Below are 20,260 nucleotides of genomic sequence, written 5' to 3'. Positions count from 1 at the left end.
TCACCCTGTAGCCGCTGGCGCAGGCTGCGAACGGCTCAGCAGGTGACGGGGCCACACGCTCAGCGCCGGGCGCTGAGTTGCTGGGGCGCCAGGAAGGCGTCGTGGAAATAATCGCGCAGGGCCTGCATGGCCGGGGTGAAGGTACGCTCGCGGTGCCAGGCCAGCCCCACGCTCATGGGCGTGACCGCATCGCTCAGGCTCAGGGTCTCGATACGCTTGCCTTCCAGTGACCAGGGCCGGTGCACCAGATCCGAGAGGATCGCCACGCCGCTGCCGTTGGCCACCATGCTGCGCACCGCTTCCACCGAGCTGGTGCGCACGCGCACCCGGGGCTGCTGGCCGGCCTGTTCCCAATAACGCATGGCGCTTTGCTCGGCTTCGTCGACGGTGAGCAGGATGAACGGCTCCTCGGCCACGTCCGCCAGGCTGATGCTGCTGCGCTCGCACAGCGGATGATGGGCCGGCAGCCACAGCCGGCGCTCGGAGTTGAACAGGGTCTGCGAGACGATGTCCGGGTGCGTCAGGTTGGCGGTGAGTACCACTGCCATGTCGAAGCGGCCTTCCAGCAAGCCTTGCTCGATGGCCTGGCGTTCCTGTTCATGGAGCTCGATGGTGACGTCCGGGTGCCAGTGCTGCAGGCGCTGCAGGTGGTGCGGCAGGAAGTAGCCGATCACTGTGTAGCTGGCCGCCAGGTGCAATACGCCGCTGGCCCGATAGTCCGGCAACGGGCTGTTCAGGGCATCTTCGACGCTGCGCAGGATCACGTAGGCGCGGTTGAGAAAATGCCGCCCGGCATCGGTCAGGTTCATGCCCTGGGCCGAGCGCACGAACAGCTGCACGGCGAGCATCGCCTCCAGCTCCTTGATCGCCGTGGTCACCGCCGACTGGGAAATATTCAAGTGCAGCGCCGCCTGGGAAATCTGCCCGATCTCGGCGGTAGCAACGAAATAGCGCACCTGGCGCAAGGTCAACGACACGGCCCATTCCCCTCTAACGCTGCAGGAGCCGGCTTGCCGGCGAAAGCGATCGTGCAAGCGCCTGCGCCGTCACGCATCACGCTGCCTGTTAGCTTTATCTGTTTTTCAGAACAAGCTCTATCTGATAATAGATCTTCCCAAGGGGTCAAGGGCGCTCTAATTTTCGTCGCACGAAGTCACGAGAGTTGGAGCAACAGTGATGCAGGCAGTGGATTTCAATTCGGACATGGGCGAGAGCTTCGGCCCGTGGACCATCGGCGATGGCGTCGACAACGAGCTGATGGGCTTTATCAGCTCGGCCAATATCGCCACCGGCTTTCACGCCGGCGACCCCGGCACCATGCGCCGCACCATCGAACAGGCCAAGCGCCTGGGGGTGGCCATCGGCGCCCATCCGGGGTTTCGCGACCTGGTGGGTTTCGGCCGCCGGCACATCAATGCCCCGGCCCAGGAGCTGGTGGACGACATGCTCTATCAGCTTGGCGCCCTGCGGGAAATGGCCCGGGTACAAGGCGTGAAGCTGCAGCACATCAAGCCGCATGGTGCGCTCTACATGCACCTGGCCCGGGACGAGGAAGCGGCGCGGCTGCTGGTGCAAAACCTGCGCCGGCTGGAGCCCGAGTTGCTGCTGTATTGCATGCCCAATTCGGTGATCTGGCGTGTGGCCCAGGAGCTGGGGCAGCCGGTGATCCGCGAGTTCTACGCCGACCGCGACTACGACCTCAGCGGCTCCATCGTGTTTACCCGCAACGTCCGCGCCCTGGACCCGGCAGCCGTGGCGGCCAAGGTGCTGCGCGCCTGCCAGACCGGCCTGGTACGCACCGTCGAAGGCGAGGAGCTGTTCCTCGAGTTCGATTCCATCTGCCTGCACAGCGACACCCCCGGCGCCCTGGACCTGGTGCAGGCCACCCGAACGGCGCTGGATCAGGCCGGTATCGAGGTCCGCGCACCGCGTTGAGGCGCATCGACACGAAGCACCGTGCACAGACGCGGGGCTCATCTGGTTTTGTTTTTTTTGCCTGCCTTTCTACAACTATTCCAAAAGGAACAGACATGGCCGAATACAGTGTTATCACCCCCTTGCCGGGCACCTTTTATCGCAAGGCCACCCCGGAGTCGGCGCCTTTCGTCGAGGTCGGCGACAGCGTCAGCGCCGATACCGTGATCGGCCTGATCGAAGTCATGAAGCAGTTTTCCGAACTGACCGCCGGGAGCGCGGCTCAAGTCAGCGCCTTTCTGGTGGAAGACGGTGATCCGGTGGAACCGGGTCAGGTCGTCGCGACGCTCGAACAGTGAGGGCCGGGGCATGACTGGATCAATCAACAAATTGCTGGTGGCCAACCGTGGCGAGATTGCCGTGCGCATCATTCGCGCGGCCAAGGCCCTGGGGATTCCCACCGTTGCCGCCTGCAGTGAGGCGGATGCCGATTCCATGGCCGCACGTATGGCCGATGAAGTACAGATCATCGGCCCGGCGCGGGCCGACAAGAGCTACCTGAATGTCCAGGCCCTGCTCGGTGCCTTGCAGGCCAGCGGTGCCAACGCGGTACATCCGGGCTATGGCTTTCTTTCCGAGAATGCCGACTTCGCCGAGGCGGTGGTCGAGGCCGGGGCGATCTTCGTCGGTCCCAGTGCCGAAACCATCCGCCGCATGGGTGACAAGGCCGAAGCCCGGCGCACTGCGCAGGCGGCGGGAGTGCCGGTGGTACCGGGCTCCCCAGGAGAACTCTTCGACCTGGACAGTGCGCTGGCGGCCGCTGAAGTCGTGGGCTTTCCGCTGTTGATCAAGGCCAGTGCCGGCGGTGGCGGGCGCGGGATCCGCCTGGCCCGGGACGCGGCGCAATTGGCCGAGGAATTCCCTCGGGCGCAACGCGAAGCCCAGACCGCGTTCGGCAACGGCGCAGTGTACCTGGAGCGTTTCATTGGCCGTGCGCGGCACATCGAAGTCCAGGTGTTGGGCGATGGCAAACACGCGGTGCACCTGTTCGAACGCGAGTGTTCGCTGCAACGGCGGCGGCAGAAGATCTTCGAGGAAGCGCCGTCGCCGGTACTCAGTGCCGAGCAGCGTGAGCAGTTGTGCAGCAGCGCCGTGCGCCTCACCGAAGCCTTGGGCTACCAGGGCGCGGGCACTCTGGAATACCTCTACGACGACAGCACCGGCGAGTTCTTCTTTATCGAGATGAACACGCGGATTCAGGTGGAGCACCCCATCAGCGAGCTGATCACCGGCATCGATCTGGTCCAGGCCATGCTGCGTATTGCCGGGGGCGAGCCCCTGGGTTTGCGCCAGAGTGATATCCGGCTTAACGGCGCGGCCTTGCAGATGCGCCTGAACGCCGAAGATCCGGCGCGGGATTTCTTCCCCAGCCCGGGCAAGGTCGAGCAACTGATCTGGCCGCAAGGGGCGGGGGTACGGGTCGATAGTCACTTGTACCCGGGCTATGCTGTGCCGCCTTATTACGACTCGCTGCTGGCCAAGCTGATCGTCCACGGCCGTGACCGTGGCGAGGCCCTGGCCCGGGCGCGGCTGGCCGTGGAACACACCACTTTGACCGGCATGGCCAGTACCTTGTCGCTGCACCGTGAACTGCTGGCCGAACCCTGGTTGCAGCAGGCCGATTTTCACACGGGAACCCTGGAAACCTGGCTGGCCGAGCGCCGCGCCGGAGGTGTCGCATGAGCCAGCCGATCCGCTACAGCTTTGGTGCCGACGAGCACCTGTTCGCCGAAGTCAGCGACAGCATGTCCCTGGAAGCCTTCTTCAAGGGCATGGCGGTAACCCGCGCGGTGGAGCGCCTGGAATTGGATGGCGTGCTGGATGTGTGCCTGGCCAATGCTTCGTTCCAGATCCGCTTCGACCCGGACCGCATCGCCCCGCACACCCTGTTGGAGGCGGTGCAACAGGCCGAGGCCTGCGCGGTGGCCGAGCGCAGCCTGCATACCCGGATCATCGAGATCCCGGTGCTCTACAACGACCCCTGGACCCATGAAACCCTGATGCGCTTTCGCGACCGGCACCAGGACCCCAGCGCCACCGATCTTGAGTACGCGGCGCGGATCAACGGCCTGGCGGATGTCGAAGCCTTTATCGCCGCCCACAGCGGCGCGCCCTGGTTCGTCTCCATGGTGGGCTTTGTGGCGGGCCTGCCGTTCATGTTCCAGATGGTCGAACGTGAACGGCAACTGCAGGTGCCCAAGTACCTGCGGCCGCGCACCGATACGCCCAAACTGACCCTGGGCCATGGCGGCTGTTTCGGCTGCATCTACTCGGTGCGCGGTGCCGGCGGCTACCAGATGTTCGGCGTCACCCCGGCGCCGATCTACGACCCGCAGCAACAGTTGGCCTACCTCAAGCAGCACATGGTGTTCTTCCGTCCGGGGGACATCGTGCAGTTCAAGCCCATTGACCGCCAGGCCTATGACCTTGCCGTGGCCGAGGTCGAGGCCGGGCGTTTCGACTTGCGCATCCGCGAGGTGGAGTTTTCCCTGGATGCCTTTCTCGCCGACCCGGTCGGCTATCCCACGTCGCTGCAGGAGGTGCTGGCATGATCAAGGTCATCAAACCGGGCCTGGCCACATCGGTACAGGACCTGGGTCGCGAAGGTTTCTATCACCTGGGGATTCCGCCGTCCGGGGCCCTGGACCAGTACGCCCTGAGCGCCGCCAACCAGCTGGTGGGCAACCCGGCGGGGGCAGCGGGGCTGGAGTGCACCTTGCTCGGCCCTGAGCTTGCATTCAGCACCGATGCCCTGGTGGCGGTCTGCGGTGCCCACATGACCCCCAAGCTCGATGGCGTGGACATGCACCTGGACACCGCCTTTGCGGTCAAGGCCGGGCAAGTGCTGCGCTTCGACTTTCCCAAGGCCGGGGCCCGGGCGTATCTGGCGGTGGCCGGTGGCATCGATGTGCCGCTGGTGCTGGGCAGCCGCTCGACTTACGCCTTGGGTACCCTGGGTGGTTTCCAGGGCCGGCGCCTGGTGGCGGGTGATGAGCTGCCGGTGGGCGTCGCCAGCGGCAAAAGCCGTCCCGGTGCCAGCTTGCCCATGGCGCTGCGCCAGTCCCTGGGGGGCGAAATCACCCTGCGGGTGGTGCCGGGCCTGTACTACGAGCGCTTGAGCGAGGCGGCCAAGGCCAGCTTCTTCGCCGAACCCTGGACCGTGGGCTCGGAGGCGGACCGCATCGGCTATCGCTTCAAGGGCGGCAGCGCCTTGAGCTTCCAGCCCCGGGAGCAGCCGTTCGGTGCCGGTTCCGATCCGTCGAACATCGTCGACAGCTGCTATCCCATCGGTTCGATCCAGGTGCCGGCGGGGCTCGAACCCATCGTCCTGCACCGGGACGCGGTGTCCGGTGGTGGCTACGCGATGATCGGCACGGTGATCAGCGCCGACCTCGACCTGATCGGCCAGATGCAGCCCAACCAGAAGGCCCGTTTTGTCGCGGTGACCCTGGAAGAAGCGCTGGAGGCCCGGCGTTCCTACAAGAAAAAGCTCAGTTGCCTGAGCAAGTTGTTCCCTTCCTGACCCTCTTGCTCGTGTAGCCGCTGGGAGCCTGAGGTTGCTGCAGGTTTGGCGAGGGATCGCCAGGCAAGGCCCCGCGGGCCTTTTCGCAGCCTCGCAGGCTCGGCAGCGGCTACAGAGGGGGGAGGCAAGCCCCCTCAGAAGAGCTGAGTGAACAACCAGTACAGGCTGCCGGACAGCAGGATCGCCGCCGGCAGGGTCAGCACCCAGGCCATGGCCAGGTTGCGGATGGTGCGCATCTGCAAGCCGCCGCCATTGGCGACCATGGTCCCGGCCACCCCCGAGGACAGCACATGGGTGGTGGACACCGGCAGGCCGAACATGTCCGCCGCGCCGATGGTCAGCATCGCCACGGTTTCCGCCGAGGCACCCTGGGCGTAGGTCAGGTGGGTCTTGCCGATCTTTTCGCCAACGGTGACCACGATGCGCTTCCAGCCCACCATGGTGCCCAGGCCAAGGGCGATGGCCACGGCGATCTTCACCCACAGCGGAATGAAGCGCGTGGCGTTGTCGATCTGTTGCTTGAACAGTTGCAGTTTGTCCCGGGTGTCCTGGTCGAAGTGGCCTACCTGATTCTTGTCCATCAGGCGGATCGCCTCGCTGGTCAGGTACATGTCGTTGCGCACGTTGCCCATGGCTTCGGCGGGCACCTTGGCCAGCGAACCGTAGCCCTTCACTTCAGTGCCGATGGCGCCGGTCAGGGCGGCCAGCGCGGGGATCAGTTCCGGTGTCGCTTCCTTGCTGCGCATGTACTCGGAGAGCACCGCGCGGGAATCGGCCGGCGCCGGTTGCGGGGCACTCTTCACCAGGGCCTGCTGGGTGACTTCGGCCACCGCGGCGAATTGCAGCGACTGGTCGGCGGGCATGGTGCGGTTCAAGGCGTAGGCCATGGGCAGGGTGCCCACCAGGATCAGCATGATCAGGCCCATGCCTTTCTGGCCGTCGTTGGAACCGTGGGCGAAGGACACGCCGGTGCAGGTCAGGATCAGCAGCCCGCGAATCCACCAGGGCGGCGGTGCGTCGCCCTTGGGTGCCTTGTACAGGGCTCGGTTCTTGACGAACAGGCGCAGGGCCAACAGCAGCAGGGCGGCGAACACGAAGCCGATCAGGGGCGAGAACAGCAGGGCGTAGCCGACCTTGGTGGCCTGGCCCCAGTCCACGCCGCTGGTGCCGTCGCGGCCATGCATCAGGGCATTGGCCACGCCGACACCGATGATCGAGCCGATCAGGGTGTGGGAAGACGAAGCCGGCAGGCCCAGCCACCAGGTGCCGAGGTTCCATAGGATGGCGGCGATCAGCAGGGCGAAGATCATCGCGAAACCGGCGGAGGAACCCACCTGCAGGATCAGTTCCACCGGCAGCAGGGCGATGATGCCGAAAGCCACCGCGCCGCTGGACAGCAGTACGCCGAGGAAGTTGAACAGGCCGGACCAGACCACCGCGAACTGCGGCGGCAGCGAGTGGGTGTAGATCACCGTGGCCACGGCGTTGGCGGTGTCATGGAAACCGTTGACGAACTCGAAGCCCAGGGCGATCAGCAACGCCACGCCCAGGAGCAGGAACGGGGTCCAGGTGGTGACCGTGGTGCCCAGCTCGTGCATGTCGTGCACCAGGCTGTAGGCGGTGAACAGCAAGCCCATGGCCAGCACCGCGAAGAAGGCGACGAGGGTGAAGGGGCCGGGCTTTTTATCCAGTTGCGGTTTGCTGTCGAGGTTGGACGAAGCGGCAGTCAGGGACGGGGTGGCCATTGCTGGACAATCCTGTTGCTGGAAGGAATGGCGTCCATGATCGTTGCTGAATGTTACAGGGAGACTGCCTCAGGTCATGGTTTGCGCAATTGAGCCCTTGCGTTGATCAGATCGATCACGCACGACCATCCCTCCATCCCGCTCATCCCGTAGGAGCCGGCTTGCCGGCGAAGAGGCCCTCAAGCCAAGCACCTGCCTTGGCGGACGCCTTCGCCGGCAAGCCGGCTCCTACAAGGTGGGGTCAGTAGTCCTGGCGTTTGCGAAAGGCCCAGCGCCCGGCGATCACGGTGAAAGTGGCCACCAGCGCTACCAGGATCCAGAAGCCCTCCGGGTCGCCGGAGAACGGAATGCCACCGACGTTCATGCCAAAGAAACCGGCGATGATGTTGATCGGCAACGCCAGCACCGTGACCACCGTCAGGGTGAACAGGGTGCGGTTGGTCTGTTCGTTGAGATTGGCGGCGATCTCTTCCTGCAGCAGCTTGATCCGCTCCCCCAGGGCGGTGAGGTCGTTGATGATCAAGGCGAACTCTTCGGTGGACTTGCGCAGCTCCTTGACGTCTTCCTTTTGCAACCATTGCGGCGGGCGGTTGAGCAGGCGCAGCAGCGAGCCCGGCTCCAGGGCCAGCAGCCGTTGCAGGCGCACCAGCACCCGGCGCATGGCCCCCAGTTCGGCACGGTTGGTGGAGACCCGGGCTGCCAGCAACTGGTCCTCGATCTGATCCACGCTGAGGCTGGTCCGGCGCACGATCTGGGTCAGCACTTCGCCCTGGTCCCTTAGCAGGTGCACCAGCAGTTCCAGGGGCGAGCGAAAGCGTTCTCCGGCCTTGACCGAGGAGCGCAGCTTGTCCACCGAGTGCAGCGGCTGCAGGCGGGCGCTGACGATCAGGCGGCTGCGGGCGCAGACCCAGAGGGTGGAGATGTCCGAGGAAACCATGCTGCCGAAGTTGAACACCACGTCGTTGACCACCGCCAGCAGGGCCGAATCCACCTGTTCGATGCGGGTCGAGCGCGAGCCTTCGTGCAGGGCCTCGAAGAATTCGTCGGGCAATTGCAGGTGGGACTTCATCCAGCGCTCGCACGCGGCGTGAGCCAGGTTCAGGTGCAGCCAGAGGAACTCCTCGCTGTCCTCGGGGTGTTGCAGGGCTTGCAGGGCCTTGGCCGAGTCCAGTTCGCGGCCCCGTTCGCCGGGGCGAAAGCTGAAACCGTAGAGCAGGCCGAACAGATCGGAATCACGGTGACTCTGGTCGATGCTGTGGTTCATGGAGTCTCGCAGGAGGGACAGTGCCTGGCGCGGGTTTCTCAGGTTCACTTGAGCCCCATCATGGCAAGGCTTTTTGACATTTTTGTGACGTTTTGAAGTGCATGATGGAGCCCGTCATACCGATGGTCGGCGGCACTCAAGATTGTCTTGCGCAGGCCGATCACACTCCTACGCTGCACTCATTCGACCCCTCTCGAATGCGCCTTACAGGGATGTTCGGCACTACGCATGCCTTCATCGGGCCTGCTCTATCCCTGCCATGAGATCTCCTCGATGTTTTTGCAAAAATCCCTGAGAGCGCAAATCCTTGCCCTGCTGAGCGGTAGCCTGCTGGCGATGTTGTTGATCGCCCTGGCGAGTTTTCATTTGCTGTCCGGTGGCGTGCAGAGCTACCGCGAGCTGATTGAAGGTCCGCTGCGCAGTTCGCAGTTGATCGACGAGGCCAACCTGCAGTTCAAGAGCCAGGTGCAGGAGTGGAAGAACGTATTGTTGCGGGGCAAGCAGCCCCAGGAGTTGAACAAGTACTGGCAGCAGTTCGAAGACCGCCAGCGCGATGTGCAGAACATCCTCGGCCAGTTGGTGCAGACCCCCGGGCTGGACGCCTCCCTCAAGAGCCGGGTGCAGCGCCTGGCGGATGAGCACCGGCAGTTGGGTTCGGCCTACCAGAAGGGCCGCGATGCCTATGTGGCCGGCGGTGCCGATCCGAGTGCCGGCGATGCCGCGGTCAAGGGCGTGGACCGGGCCACCAGCGAGCAGATGAGCGAACTGGTGACCGAGCTGCGCCAGCACGGCGACCGGCAGTCCGCCGAGATCAGTGCAGCGGCCGACCGCACGGTGTGGCTGGGTATTCTGGTGATGCTGGCTTCCGGTTTGCTGATCGGCCTGCTCAGCCTGTGGCTGGTCAATCGCAGCCTGGTGCAGCCGATCCGTCAGTTGATCGACTATGTCGCCCAGCTCAGCCGCGGCCAACTGGCCCAGCGGGTGGCCAGCGAGCGTCAGGATGAACTGGGCAAGCTGGCGATGGCCGCCAACACCCTGCGGGATTTCCTGGCCCAGACCTTCGCCAGCTTGCAGCGCAGTGCCTCGGACCTGGACAGTTCCAGCGGCGAGCTCAACTCCATCGCCACCCTGATGTCCCAGGGCACCAACGAGCAGTTCAACCGCACGGACCAGGTGGCCACGGCGATGAACGAGATGTCCGCCACCGCCCAGGAAGTGGCGCGCCACGCCGCCGACGCCGCTCGTGCCGCAGACGATGCCGACCAGTCGGCGCAGCAGGGTGAACAGGTGATGCAGCAGACCATCCACAGCATCACCCAGATGCGTGGCGAGATTGCCAACACCGCCACCGTGATCCGCCGGCTGGAGGCCGACAGCGGGCGCATCGGCAAGGTCCTGGAAGTGATCCAGGGCATTGCCGAACAGACCAACCTGCTGGCCCTCAACGCGGCCATCGAAGCGGCCCGGGCCGGTGAGGCCGGGCGCGGTTTTGCCGTGGTCGCCGATGAAGTGCGCAGCCTGGCGCAGCGCACCGCGGCCTCGATCACCGAGATCAACCAGATCATCCAGAGCGTGCAGACCGGGGCCGTGGATGCGGCCCAGGCCATCGAGAGCGGCCAGTCCCGCAGCGAGCAGAGCGTGCAGCAGGTGACCGAAGCCGGGGCCATGCTCGAGCGCATCACCGAAGCGGTGGAAGCGATTCGCGACATGAACCGGCAGATCGCGACCGCCGCCGAGGAGCAGACGTCGGTGGCCGAGGACATTTCCCGCAACCTCACCGAGATCACGTCCATCGCCAGTACCAATCTGGACAACGTGCAGCGCACCGAGGCGGCGAGCCGCAATCTGCACGGCCTGTCGGGGCAGTTGAGCGAGGTCACGGCGCGCTTGAGCGCCTGAGGCCGGCCGGGGTGTATCGGCCTGCTTACCAGGCCGATACACGATCACTCTCAAGTGGCCGGGGCGGGTGTCGATGACCGGGTATCTTCACACCCGACAGGACTCACACCATGGTCAGCATCACTTCCATCGCGATCAACCAGACCCAGGTCAGCCCGAGCAAGACCCGCATCGCCGGCAGTTCGGACAGCGACACTTCAGCGACCTCCACCGCCAGTACCACTGCTGCCAGCGACGCGACCAAGGCGCCGGCCACGGGTGCTGGCGCGGCCGGCGGCAGTTCCAGCAGCGATGATTCCAGCAGCGACTCGGTCAAGCAGTTGCGCAAGCAGATCGCTGAACTGCAAAAGCAATTGCAGGAGCAACAGCAGCAGTTGCAGGCCGCGCAGAGCAAGCAGGAAAGTGCCGATGCCAAGGCCGCGCAAGTAGCGGCAGCCCAGGCTCAGGTGGCCAGCACCAGCGCTTCGTTGCAGACCGCCACCGCGGCCTTGTTCCAGGCCCTGCAGCAATCCCAGAGCAGTACTTCAGGCTCCCTGGTCAGCACCAGTGCCTGACTGATCCGCACGCCCCAACGCACAAGGCCGCGCTCCCGAAGCGGGGCGCGGCCTTGTAGGGGCGGGGGGGTTACTTGTCTTGCTTGTTGCTCAGGACCTTGCCGGTCTTGGCATCCAGGTCCACGTCCCACTCGATGCCTTTGCTGTCGCGCAGTTCCACCTGGTAGACGTAGGCGCCAGTGGCGGTCTGCTCGAGCTCGGTGTCGGTGATGCTGGCGGCGGTGGTGCCCGGGTGCTGGGCGAGGGCGGCCTGGTTGAGTTTTTCCAGGTCCATGATGGCGCCGGACTTGAGCAGACCGGGGATCAGGTCCGGGCGTACATCGGCCTGGGCCAGGCCAGCGGTCAGGGTCAGGGCGGCGGCTGCGAACAGGGCGGAGAACTTGGTCATGGGTTGATTCCTTGGGGTGATGGGTTTCGATGGGCACAGGTTAGCCAACGCAACTTAATTCACCCTTAATTCAGGTCACTCTTTGCGTCGTTTGTTCAAGCCGCGCCCCGGCATCGGGTCGCAAGCTGCGGTTTTCCCTACAGGAGCTGCAGCAAATGAAACGAATGCTTGCATGGTTGTACGCACCCTTGGTGTTTGCCGGGTTCATCGGCGCCGGGGTGTGGTGGATGAGTGCTGGGCCGGCGTCTGCCAGCGGGTTGTTGGGGGTGTTCGGGGCTGCGCTGGGGGTGTCGTTCCTGGCGGAATGGTGCTTGCCCTATGAGCCTGGCTGGAACCGTTCCCAAGGCGACCGGCTGCGCGACAGCCTGCATGCCCTGGTCAATGAAAGCCTCAATGCGCTGGGGCTGCTGGCGTTGCCCGGGCTGGTGGCGCTGCTGGCCCATGATGGGCTCTGGCCCCAGGGCTGGCCGCTCTGGGGGCAGTTGCTGCTGGCCATCGTGATCGCTGATTGCGGCATTACCCTGGCCCACTACGCCAGTCACCGCCTGGCCTGGCTCTGGCGCTTGCATGCGGTGCATCACAGTGTGCAGCGCATGTACGGTTTCAATGGCTTGCTCAAGCATCCCCTGCACCAGTTGATCGAAGCTTCGGCCGGGCTGCTGCCGCTGGTGTTGCTGGGCATCCCGCTGCCGGTGGCGCAGTTGCTGGCCCTGGCCATTGCCGTCCAGCTGCTGTTGCAGCATTCCAATGTCGACATGCGCCTGGGGCCTTTGCGCTGGATCTTCGCCTGGGCGCCGGTGCATCGCTTTCACCACATGAAGTACGGACGCGCCGGGGATGTGAACTTCGGGCTGTTCTTCAATCTCTGGGACTGGCTGCTGGGCACCGCGTTTTATCGCGATGACTATTGCATGCGCCAGGGCGACCTGGGGATTGGCAGCCGTGCCGACTACCCGGTGGATTACTGGCCGCAGTTGCTGGAGCCGTTCAAGGCCCAGCGCTATGGGGCAGAACCCGTGGTGCCCGAGCAGTTGCGCCGGCGCGTCAGACCAGCAAGCGGGGCTTGAGGTGCTTGAGGGCCTGGCTGGCGGTGACGCCGAACAGGCTCTTCAGGGTGCGGGAGAAGTGCGCGCTGTCGGCGAACCCGGCGCCGTGTGCCGCGCCAGTGTGGGTCTGGCCCTCCAGCACCAGGGCCATGGCCAGGCGCAGGCGGCGCCAGAGCACCAGGCGCCTTACCGGCAGGCCGACGTCACGGGCGAACAGACGCTCCAGCTGGCTCAGGGATACATGGGCCCGGGCCGCCAGTTGCGCGGCGGCCACCTTGCCCTCCAGGGCGGCATCCACGGCGTGCAGTGCCCGCGCTACACGTGGGTCGGCAACGAGCTGGCGCGGGCAACGGCGCAGCGCCGCTTCCAGGCCGGGCAGTGAGGGGGCGGCGCCACTGACGCATGCTTGCAGGTCTTCGACGGCGATCAGCAGCGGCTCGGCGTACACCGTGAAGGCCTGCTCGGGAGCCTGAACGATGGCGTGGCGCTGCAAGGCCGGGATCAACAGGTAATGAGCGCTCTGCAGCCCGCCCGCGAGCGCCACCGTGACCGGTTGCCCGGGGGCGATGATCAGCTGATGGGCATAGTGGGCATGGGGCTCGGTTGGCCCCATCGCCCCGTGGATCAGGCCGAAATCCCGGCCCAGCCAGAGCTCGCCGTGCCAGTGCGAAACCGCCATTCAGTAACCGCTGGCGTCCAGCAATTGCGCCACGCTGGCACTGGCCGGCCGCTTGAAGTACTTGAGCAGTTCGGCACTGCGGTTGGTGAAGATGCCATCGACCCCGGCATCCATGACCTTCTTGAAGTCCACCGGCTCGTCGATGGTGTAGACGTGCACCAGCAGGCCCTGGTCGTGGGTGTACTGGTTCATCCAGGGTTGCACCAGGTCCGAGTAGCTCTGCTCGCCACCGCCGGTCAGGGCCGCGGAAGGGCCGGTGCCGATGGCACCCTGGGCCTTGGCGAAATCCACCCAGCGCTTGAACTCGGCCTGGTCCTTGGGCTGCTGCCGGGCATAGAACGCGGCCTTGTCGGTTTCGCCGCTGCTGGCGAAGCTCTGGCCGGACGCGGGTTCGATACTGCCGGGCGCGACCCAAAGCAACAGTACTTTCGGCACGTTGGGCATTGCCTGGTGCAGCAGTTCCAGGCTGTGCTTGTCGAAGGTCTGCAGCACCACCTTGCCCTTGCCCTGGCCCACCGCCAGTTCGCTTTTCGCCAGCTTGGAACCGGCCGGGCTCAGCCAGCCACGGTCCTGGAGTTTTTCCTTGAGGTCGTGCTCGATACCGGGGAACAGCTGGGGTTCCTTGGTCTCGATATACAGCCCGGGCTTGTGCTGCGCATTGCCCTGGGCGATGTCGATGATTTCATCCAGGGTGAGGATCTTCAGCCCGGCAAAGCCCGGCCGCGCCCGCTCCGGGTGGGCCTGGTTGAACCAGCTGCCGGCGTCGAGGGTTTTCAGTTCCGCCATGGTGAAGGCGTTGGCCGGGCTGTCCTTGCGTTCGGGGAATTTCTGCGCCACGTCGGTGGTGCGTTGCAGGTTGTTGTCGTGCAGGGCGAAGAGCACGCCATCCTTGCTGCGTTGCAGGTCCATTTCCAGGTAGTCGGCGCCCAGGTCCCGGGCCAGCGTGTAGGAAGCCGCGGTGGATTCGGGGGCATCGAAAGAGGCGCCGCGGTGGGCGATCACCGCTGGCTGTGGAATCCCCTGGCGAGCGGCCAGGGCGTCCGGGCCAGGCTGTTCAGAGGCCTGGGCCAGTCCGCAAGCGAGCATCAGGCCCAGCATCAGGGCACAAGGGGTGAAGGTCGCGGGCATGCTCGAAATCCTTTCGTGGGGGCGTGTGCAAGGGGATATCTTTTAACAACTCGATGACGCTTGTGCTATCTCCAGAGCGACATAAATCCCTCTCATTTGCATTTTTCAGCGCTTTTTTCCGGCGCTTTGCAGTACTCTTGGGCGCTGCAGTTTCCCCATCAGAGGGAGGCCCTGAAAACTCCGCTGTCCCTTGCCTCGCGTGTAGACCATTGATCACCTGTCCTGCGGGACTCTAGTGAGGTTTACCATGAGCATCACCTCCGAACTCATCTGTCAGGCTGCCGACCAGCTCAAGGGCTTTGTCGGCTTCAATCGAAAGACCGGTCGCTATATCGTGCGCTTCAGCGAAGACTCCTTTGGCATGGACGTGGCCGACGACGCCATCGTGCCGGCCCACGAGTTTGTCTGGGCGCCGGTGTCGGACCAGGCCATGAGCCTCAAGCGCGAGCAGATCCAACTGCTGCTGGATCAGAACATCGACGACCGGATCAATATCAGCGAGCCGCTGCGGGTATACATGCGCCGCAGCGACTTGCCGGAAATCCAGGCGGTGCGCAGCCTGCTGTCGACCACGCAGGGCTGATGCGTGCCCCCGAGCCGTCCCCCGGGCGGCTCGGGAATCCGTGCCTGAAGCGGGCTCAGCCTGGAAAGCCGTAAGCCCGTTGGACCTTGCTCACCCGGGTGCTGAACTGGCGATACCACTGTGCCCGACCGCGCTCGCGGATCGCGCTGTGTTCGGGGTGCTGCTTCCAGGCCAGGATCGCCGCTTCGCTGCTCCAGTACGACACGGTGATGCCGAAGCCGTCCTCACCTCGTGCCGATTCGACCCCGAGAAACCCCGGCTGCTGGCGCGCCAGTTCGAGCATGCGTTCGGCTGCCTGTTCATAGGCGGGGTCGGCCTCACCGCGCTGGGAACTGAAAATCACGGCGTAGTAGGGCGGTGCGGGAGTCCGGTCAGTCATGCTTGGCACTCCCGGCAGGCCGTGAGCAAGGCCCTGACCAGAGGCGGTGTGCGGTCCTGGAGGGCCGCGCGCTCGGGTTGGAACAGGGTGGCGACGAAGAACGGATGCTCGTCCAGTTCCAGGCTGCGCAGGTCGCCGGCGCTGTCATGGCCAGTGGGGATCAAGGTGCCGCTGAGCAGGGCGCCAGCGAAGTCCGGATTGACGCCATAGCGGCAGCGATAACCTTCCTCGATGCAGGTTGTGCCGTAGGCCCTGGCGATGCGGCTGTTGGCGCGCAACTGAATCGAGTCCCGGGCTTCCACCAGGGCGCAACTCAAGGGCGTGAGCAGCACGCGCTCGGCTTCGGGCGCGGTTTCACCGTGTTCAGCATCGGCCCAGCCCAGCACATTGCGGGCGTATTCCAGGACCGCGTGCTGAAAGCCGCCACAGGTACCGAGAAATGGCCGCTGCTGTTCACGCGCCACGCGGATCGCCTGCAGGGCACCCTCGATGTTGCGGTAGGGGCTGCCGGGGACACACCAGATACCGTGGAAGCCCTCCAGGTCTTTCTCCTGGTGCAGATCGGCGGTTGCCAGCCACTGGTATTCCATTGGGCCGGCACCCTCCTGCGCTGCCCGCTCCAGGGCCAGGGGGATGGCCTGGTGCGCGGTGATCTGTGGGTCGTAATCCCCTACCAGGGCGATACGAATGGTCGGTGCTGGTACCTGTGGATGCATGGAACTCTCCGGTTGTGACCCTGACTTGTCGATGGCCTGGGCCCACTATAAATTGGCGCCTACGCAATCAATATTGGCGTTTACCCAAATGATCATTGCACCAGCGCACTATCAGTTGGACTATCCCGATCTCTCATTGATCCTGGCCCTGGTTCGCGGCGGCTCCCTGGCGCGTGCTGCGGCCCTGCTCAAGGTCGATGTCTCGACGGTGTTTCGCGCCGTGCGCCGGCTGGAGGCCGGGCTGGGCCAGCAGTTGTTCGACAAGAGCCGCGCCGGCTACTTGCCCACCAGCCTGGCCCAGGCCCTGGCGCAGCAGGCCGAACACGCGGAACAGGCCCTGGAAGCGGCGCGTATCGGCGTGGCCCGGGGCGGCGAAGTGGTCAGCGGCACGGTACGCCTGACTTGTACCGATTCGGTGTTGCAAGGCCTGTTGCTGCCGGCCCTGGCGCAGTTCATGGCGAACTACCCGGCACTGGTCATCGAGCTGTGCACGTCCAATGATTTCGTCAATCTCAACCGGCGTGATGCGGATATTGCCGTGCGCCTGACCGCCAGGCCTCCAGAGCACCTGGTGGGGCGCTGCCTGGGGGCGGTGTCCTACCGGGTATGCGCCAGCCCGGCCTATCGGCAACGGGTCGACTGCACTGATCTGTCGCGGCTGGCCTGGATCGCCCCGGACGATTTCCTGCCCGATCACCCCACCGTGGTCTGGCGTCGCCAGCAATGGCCCGGCGTACAGCCCAGTTACCGCTGCAACAGCATGCTTTCGGTTACCGAGCTGGTGCGCGCTGGTCTGGGCGTGGCCGCGCTGCCGGATTTCCTGGTGGGCAGCGCCGGGCTGGAAGCGTTGAGTGAACCCCAGGGCCAGGAAACCGCCCTGTGGCTGCTGACCCGCCCGGACTGTCGGGCCTTGCGTTCGGTGGTGACACTGTTCGACGAGTTGGCGCGGCACCTGCGCTGGCCCTGAGGCCTTCAGGCCTTGGGTTGATCCTTGCGCACGAAATGCTCATGCATCTCACTGGTGAGATTCTCGATGCGCTCGGTCAGTTGCTTGGTCATTTCGGTCAGGCGGGTGTTCTGTTCCAGCAGCTCCATCAGTTGCGTGGTGGTCTGTGCGGCCTGGGCCTGGCGCTCGCTGTTGGCAACGGCCAGGGCTTCGCGGTGCTGCGCATCGGCATCCGCCTGGGCCTTGTCCCGCGCGGCCTGGCGGGTCTGTGCGAGGAGAATCAGCGGGGCGGCATAGGCCGATTGCAGGCTGAAGGCCAGGTTCAGCAGGATGAAGGGATAGACGTCGAAATGGGTGACGCCGGTCAGGTTCAGGGCCACCCAGACCAGCACCACCAGGGTTTGTGCGCCGAGGAAGGTCGGGGTGCCGAAGAACCGGGCGAAGGCTTCGGCCTTCAAGGCGAAGTTATCGGTGCCGAAGGTCGGCGCCAGGTGGGCATGGGCGCGATGAAAGCGCAGGTGGTCGATGACCGGAGTGGTTTTCTTCGGGGTGTCGCTGGAACTCATGATGGCCTCCGCCAGGCACTGGGACGTCAGGCCACTATAGCCTCCCGGGCCAGGCCCGACGTCGCTCTCGACGCCGGGAAAGCCTGCCCTCAGGGGGCGCCGCGTTCGTTGGCGAACATGCTCACGGCCTCTACCGCCTCGCTGGCACCGTCGCGAATCTGCAGGATCACCGTGCCCGCCTGATCCGCCAGTTGCACGCCCTTGGCCGCCCGCTCCCGGGTACCGTCCATGCTCTTGATGGCTTGCTGCGTTTCGTTCTGGATCATGTCGATCATGCTGGAGATTTCCGCCGTCGAGCCGCTGGTGCGCGCCGCCAATTGCCGGACTTCATCGGCCACCACGGCAAAACCACGGCCCTGGTCCCCGGCCCTGGCCGCTTCGATGGCGGCGTTCAGAGCCAGCAGGTTGGTCTGGTCGGCAATGGCGCGGATGGTGTTGACGATGGCGGTGATCTGCTCGGAGCGTTCGCCCAGGCGCGCGATCAGCGATGAAGATCCCTCGATGTTCTCGGCGATCTGGCGCATTTCGCTGGCGGCTTGCTGGATCACTCCGGTGCCTTGTTCGGCGACTTTTCGGGTCTGCACCGAGATGTGATAAGCCTGGCTCGCGCTCTGGGCATCCTGTTCGTGTTTTTCCACCTGCTGGGTGACGTCGGCGGCGTACTTGACCACTTTGCACAGGCGCCCGCTGGCGTCGTAGACCGGGTTGTAGTTGGCTTCCAGCCACAGCGTACGTCCGTGCCTGTCGATCCGCTCGAACTGACCGTTGAAGAACTCACCCCGGTTCAGGCGGTTCCAGAAGTCCTGGTAGGCGCTGCTGTTGATCAGCTCGGGTTTGCAGAACATGCGGTGATGCTTGCCCTTGATCTCGGCCAGGCTGTAGCCCATGCGGCTGAGGAAATTGCTGTTGGCACCGATGATGCTGCCGTCGAGGTTGAACTCGATCACCGCCATGGCCCGGTCGATGGCGTCCAGCTTGTTTCGCGCCTCCACCTCTTCCTGCACTCGGGCGGTGACATCCAGGGCGTACTTGACCACTTTGTACACTGCGCCGGATGCGTCGCGGATGGGGTTGTAGCTGGCTTCCAGCCACAGGCTCTGGCCGTTGCTGGCCACCCGTTCGAAGGTTCCGGATTCGAACTGGCCGCTTCTGAGGCGGTTCCACAATTGCTGGTAGTCGCTGCTGCGAACGTACTCCGGGGTGCAGAACAGGCGGTGCGGCTGGCCTATCACCTGGTCTTCGCGATAGCCCAGGGTCTGGAGAAAGTTGGCGTTGGCTCGCAGGACGTTGCCCTGCAGGTCGAATTCGATCACCGCCATGGAGCGATCGATGGCTTCCAGCAGTCGGGATTGTTCGGCAATGGTTTGCTGCAGGGAATCGATGGTCTTGTTGTGGCGGTTGAATAGCATGGTAGCTGGTGCTCTGTGGGAGAAACGTCGCGTCGATCCCTATTGAGTTCGCCGGTATGCCGAATGCTCCCCAGCGTTCGGCATTATCTGCTCAATGCCAGCGTTCCATGACTGACAGATAAATTCGCAGCGATGACGCGGGCGACGTTGCTGGCGTGCATCGTTGGCCGCATCAAGAGGAGACGTAGTGGCTGCGAATCGATTTAGTTGGATTGATGGGCTACGGCATTTGTCCCCGAATGGAGGTCCTGTGCGGTAGCGAAGTGGCGGCATTATGATGGCAATTGCAGGGATAAATCCAAATAAAGTTGTACAAAAATGTTTTTTACTTCCTTTTTGTATAAGTTTTTTGGGTTTTTATGCCATTTGTGTTTGCCGGGAATGAGCCTCGTCGTCATTGCTGGCAATTCGATTGCGGCCACTGTTTTTCGCCAGGTACAGGGCCTTGTCGGCGGCGTTGAGCCAACTTGAAGGGTCCTGGAATTCGCGGTCGAAGGCGGCCAGGCCGATGCTCAGGCTGACTTTCAGTTCAGCCACTTGCGGATGCCGGTACTGGCTGAAGACCTGGCGCAGGCGTTCCATGACCTCCAGTGCCTGCTGGCGGTCCATGCGCGGCAGGATCACGCAGAACTCGTCACCGCCGTAGCGGCCGGCGAGGTCGTCGTGACGCAGGTTGCGCCGCAGTTCGTTGCTCAGATGGCGCAGCACCGTATCGCCGATGATGTGTCCGTAGGTGTCGTTGATCGCCTTGAAGTGGTCGATGTCGATCAGGGCGATGCTGGCATTGATCTGTTGCTGCTGGCACTTGTGGAACTTGATATGCAGCAGGTCTTTCCAGGAGCCGTGGTTGAGCAGACCGGTGAGGCTGTCGGTGCGGCTCAGGGCGCTCAGGGCGCGCTTGTGCTCGGACAGCTTGATCGCCAGCCGGTAGCAGACCATGCCCACGGCCAGCGGATAGAGCGTGAGCATCGGCAGGCAGGCATAGATCTGCAGCGGGCTGATCCGGGTATTGAAGCTGGCGCCGAACAGCGACCAGGACAACAGGACCCCGATGCCCTGGGCCAGAGCGCCACGGATGAACAGACGCACCCCCCGGCGGCCACATTGTTCATGGCCATCATCGACAGGATGGTGACGGCGGGCAGGGGATTGAACTGCATGGTGGCAGCCCAGAAACCGCCCAGCATCGAGTCGTACAGCAGGTTGCGACGTTCTGCCTGGTAGGGAAAGGCAGAGCGGGTGGAGAGTTGATAGGCCAGGTGAGGCCAGAGCAGGCCGTGGAACAGGAGCAGGGCCCAGATCCAACCGGGCAGTGCAAGGGGGTAGAGGGTGGCGAATACACTGATACCGCCGATACCCAGGCCGATGATCCTTGGCCGATAGATGCGCCGGGCAAATGACAGCCCCTTGCCGCGTTGGTTTTCCATAAATTCCTGCACCAGGTTCTGTACTGAAACACCT

The 20,260-nt window shown here is 64.4% G+C and carries 20 protein-coding genes and 1 pseudogene; 10 read left to right on the top strand and 11 right to left on the bottom strand.

Annotated elements, in window-relative coordinates:
• Positions 1-59 precede the first annotated feature (59 nt).
• Positions 60-977: a LysR family transcriptional regulator gene (locus KI242_RS23755; protein ID WP_011062808.1), complete on the bottom strand. Its 918-nt coding sequence runs from the start codon at positions 975-977 to the stop codon at positions 60-62.
• Between the two features lie 199 nt (positions 978-1,176).
• Here KI242_RS23755 and KI242_RS23750 point away from each other — a divergent pair, with 199 nt between their 5' ends.
• The 5 genes from KI242_RS23750 to KI242_RS23730 all read left to right on the top strand — a co-directional run bounded on the left by KI242_RS23750 (position 1,177) and on the right by KI242_RS23730 (position 5,497).
• A complete protein-coding gene (locus KI242_RS23750) occupies positions 1,177-1,935 on the top strand; it encodes a 5-oxoprolinase subunit PxpA (protein WP_015636704.1) in 759 nt (252 codons plus the stop codon).
• A 95-nt stretch (positions 1,936-2,030) separates the two neighbouring features.
• Positions 2,031-2,273, top strand: a complete 243-nt coding sequence (locus KI242_RS23745; RefSeq protein ID WP_212805607.1) for an acetyl-CoA carboxylase — start codon at positions 2,031-2,033, stop codon at positions 2,271-2,273.
• A gap of 10 nt (positions 2,274-2,283) precedes the next feature.
• The gene (locus tag KI242_RS23740) at positions 2,284-3,657 is read left to right on the top strand and encodes an acetyl-CoA carboxylase biotin carboxylase subunit (protein ID WP_212805606.1); all 1,374 of its coding nucleotides are present in this window, start codon (positions 2,284-2,286) and stop codon (positions 3,655-3,657) included.
• Positions 3,654-4,526 (top strand): allophanate hydrolase subunit 1, encoded by an 873-nt coding sequence (locus KI242_RS23735; RefSeq protein WP_053159833.1) that lies wholly within the window; start codon positions 3,654-3,656, stop codon positions 4,524-4,526. The genes KI242_RS23740 and KI242_RS23735 overlap by 4 nt, the downstream gene beginning before the upstream one ends.
• Positions 4,523-5,497 (top strand): biotin-dependent carboxyltransferase family protein, encoded by a 975-nt coding sequence (locus tag KI242_RS23730; protein ID WP_015636701.1) that lies wholly within the window; start codon positions 4,523-4,525, stop codon positions 5,495-5,497. The genes KI242_RS23735 and KI242_RS23730 overlap by 4 nt, the downstream gene beginning before the upstream one ends.
• A gap of 134 nt (positions 5,498-5,631) precedes the next feature.
• Here the strand turns inward: KI242_RS23730 and KI242_RS23725 are convergent, their stop codons facing one another.
• Positions 5,632-7,242, bottom strand: coding sequence for an inorganic phosphate transporter (locus tag KI242_RS23725; RefSeq protein WP_015636700.1), 1,611 nt, complete (start codon positions 7,240-7,242; stop codon positions 5,632-5,634).
• A gap of 241 nt (positions 7,243-7,483) precedes the next feature.
• The gene (locus tag KI242_RS23720) at positions 7,484-8,506 is read right to left on the bottom strand and encodes a transporter (RefSeq protein ID WP_011062801.1); all 1,023 of its coding nucleotides are present in this window, start codon (positions 8,504-8,506) and stop codon (positions 7,484-7,486) included.
• A gap of 273 nt (positions 8,507-8,779) precedes the next feature.
• Between KI242_RS23720 and KI242_RS23715 the strand changes: the two genes are divergently transcribed.
• Positions 8,780-10,405 carry a methyl-accepting chemotaxis protein gene (locus KI242_RS23715; RefSeq protein ID WP_011062800.1) on the top strand — a complete coding sequence of 542 codons (1,626 nt, stop codon included), beginning with the start codon at positions 8,780-8,782 and terminating at the stop codon, positions 10,403-10,405.
• A gap of 110 nt (positions 10,406-10,515) precedes the next feature.
• Positions 10,516-10,959: a hypothetical protein gene (locus tag KI242_RS23710; RefSeq protein WP_053159831.1), complete on the top strand. Its 444-nt coding sequence runs from the start codon at positions 10,516-10,518 to the stop codon at positions 10,957-10,959.
• Positions 10,960-11,029: 70 nt separating this feature from the next.
• Here KI242_RS23710 and KI242_RS23705 read toward each other — a convergent pair whose 3' ends face one another.
• Positions 11,030-11,347 (bottom strand): PepSY domain-containing protein, encoded by a 318-nt coding sequence (locus KI242_RS23705; RefSeq protein ID WP_011062798.1) that lies wholly within the window; start codon positions 11,345-11,347, stop codon positions 11,030-11,032.
• A gap of 155 nt (positions 11,348-11,502) precedes the next feature.
• On the opposite strand from KI242_RS23705, the gene KI242_RS23700 reads away from it, so the two are divergent.
• Positions 11,503-12,414: a sterol desaturase family protein gene (locus KI242_RS23700; RefSeq protein ID WP_019096096.1), complete on the top strand. Its 912-nt coding sequence runs from the start codon at positions 11,503-11,505 to the stop codon at positions 12,412-12,414.
• Here KI242_RS23700 and KI242_RS23695 read toward each other — a convergent pair.
• Both KI242_RS23695 and KI242_RS23690 read right to left on the bottom strand, forming a co-directional pair.
• A complete protein-coding gene (locus tag KI242_RS23695) occupies positions 12,392-13,072 on the bottom strand; it encodes a helix-turn-helix domain-containing protein (RefSeq protein WP_212805605.1) in 681 nt (226 codons plus the stop codon). The genes KI242_RS23700 and KI242_RS23695 overlap by 23 nt on opposite strands.
• Positions 13,073-14,200 (bottom strand): glycerophosphodiester phosphodiesterase, encoded by a 1,128-nt coding sequence (locus KI242_RS23690; protein WP_019093601.1) that lies wholly within the window; start codon positions 14,198-14,200, stop codon positions 13,073-13,075.
• 247 nt (positions 14,201-14,447) lie between these two features.
• Between KI242_RS23690 and KI242_RS23685 the strand changes: the two genes are divergently transcribed.
• On the top strand, positions 14,448-14,783 hold the full coding sequence (locus KI242_RS23685) for a DUF2025 family protein (RefSeq protein WP_011062794.1): 336 nt from the start codon (positions 14,448-14,450) through the stop codon (positions 14,781-14,783).
• Between the two features lie 55 nt (positions 14,784-14,838).
• Here KI242_RS23685 and KI242_RS23680 read toward each other — a convergent pair whose 3' ends face one another.
• Both KI242_RS23680 and KI242_RS23675 read right to left on the bottom strand, forming a co-directional pair.
• Complete coding sequence (locus tag KI242_RS23680; protein ID WP_011062793.1) at positions 14,839-15,162, bottom strand: antibiotic biosynthesis monooxygenase; 324 nt, start codon at positions 15,160-15,162, stop codon at positions 14,839-14,841.
• On the bottom strand, positions 15,159-15,878 hold the full coding sequence (locus KI242_RS23675) for a CTP synthase (protein ID WP_210671387.1): 720 nt from the start codon (positions 15,876-15,878) through the stop codon (positions 15,159-15,161). The genes KI242_RS23680 and KI242_RS23675 overlap by 4 nt, the downstream gene beginning before the upstream one ends.
• An 88-nt stretch (positions 15,879-15,966) precedes the next feature.
• On the opposite strand from KI242_RS23675, the gene KI242_RS23670 reads away from it, so the two are divergent.
• Positions 15,967-16,845, top strand: a complete 879-nt coding sequence (locus KI242_RS23670) for a LysR family transcriptional regulator (protein WP_244868153.1) — start codon at positions 15,967-15,969, stop codon at positions 16,843-16,845.
• 5 nt (positions 16,846-16,850) lie between these two features.
• Here the strand turns inward: KI242_RS23670 and KI242_RS23665 are convergent, their stop codons facing one another.
• The 3 genes and pseudogenes from KI242_RS23665 to KI242_RS23655 all read right to left on the bottom strand — a co-directional run bounded on the left by KI242_RS23665 (position 16,851) and on the right by KI242_RS23655 (position 20,226).
• The gene (locus KI242_RS23665) at positions 16,851-17,390 is read right to left on the bottom strand and encodes a DUF1003 domain-containing protein (protein ID WP_019093603.1); all 540 of its coding nucleotides are present in this window, start codon (positions 17,388-17,390) and stop codon (positions 16,851-16,853) included.
• An 89-nt stretch (positions 17,391-17,479) separates the two neighbouring features.
• The gene (locus KI242_RS23660; protein ID WP_212805603.1) at positions 17,480-18,799 is read right to left on the bottom strand and encodes a PAS domain-containing methyl-accepting chemotaxis protein; all 1,320 of its coding nucleotides are present in this window, start codon (positions 18,797-18,799) and stop codon (positions 17,480-17,482) included.
• A gap of 357 nt (positions 18,800-19,156) precedes the next feature.
• Positions 19,157-20,226: pseudogene (locus tag KI242_RS23655) on the bottom strand (diguanylate cyclase).
• Between the last annotated feature and the right edge of the window lie 34 nt (positions 20,227-20,260).

The organism is Pseudomonas sp. Eqa60 (assembly GCF_018326405.1).
Taxonomy (GTDB): Bacteria; Pseudomonadota; Gammaproteobacteria; order Pseudomonadales; family Pseudomonadaceae; genus Aquipseudomonas; species Aquipseudomonas protegens.
The sequence above is the reverse complement of the archived record's forward strand: the minus strand, read 5'-3'. Positions and strand labels throughout refer to the sequence as shown.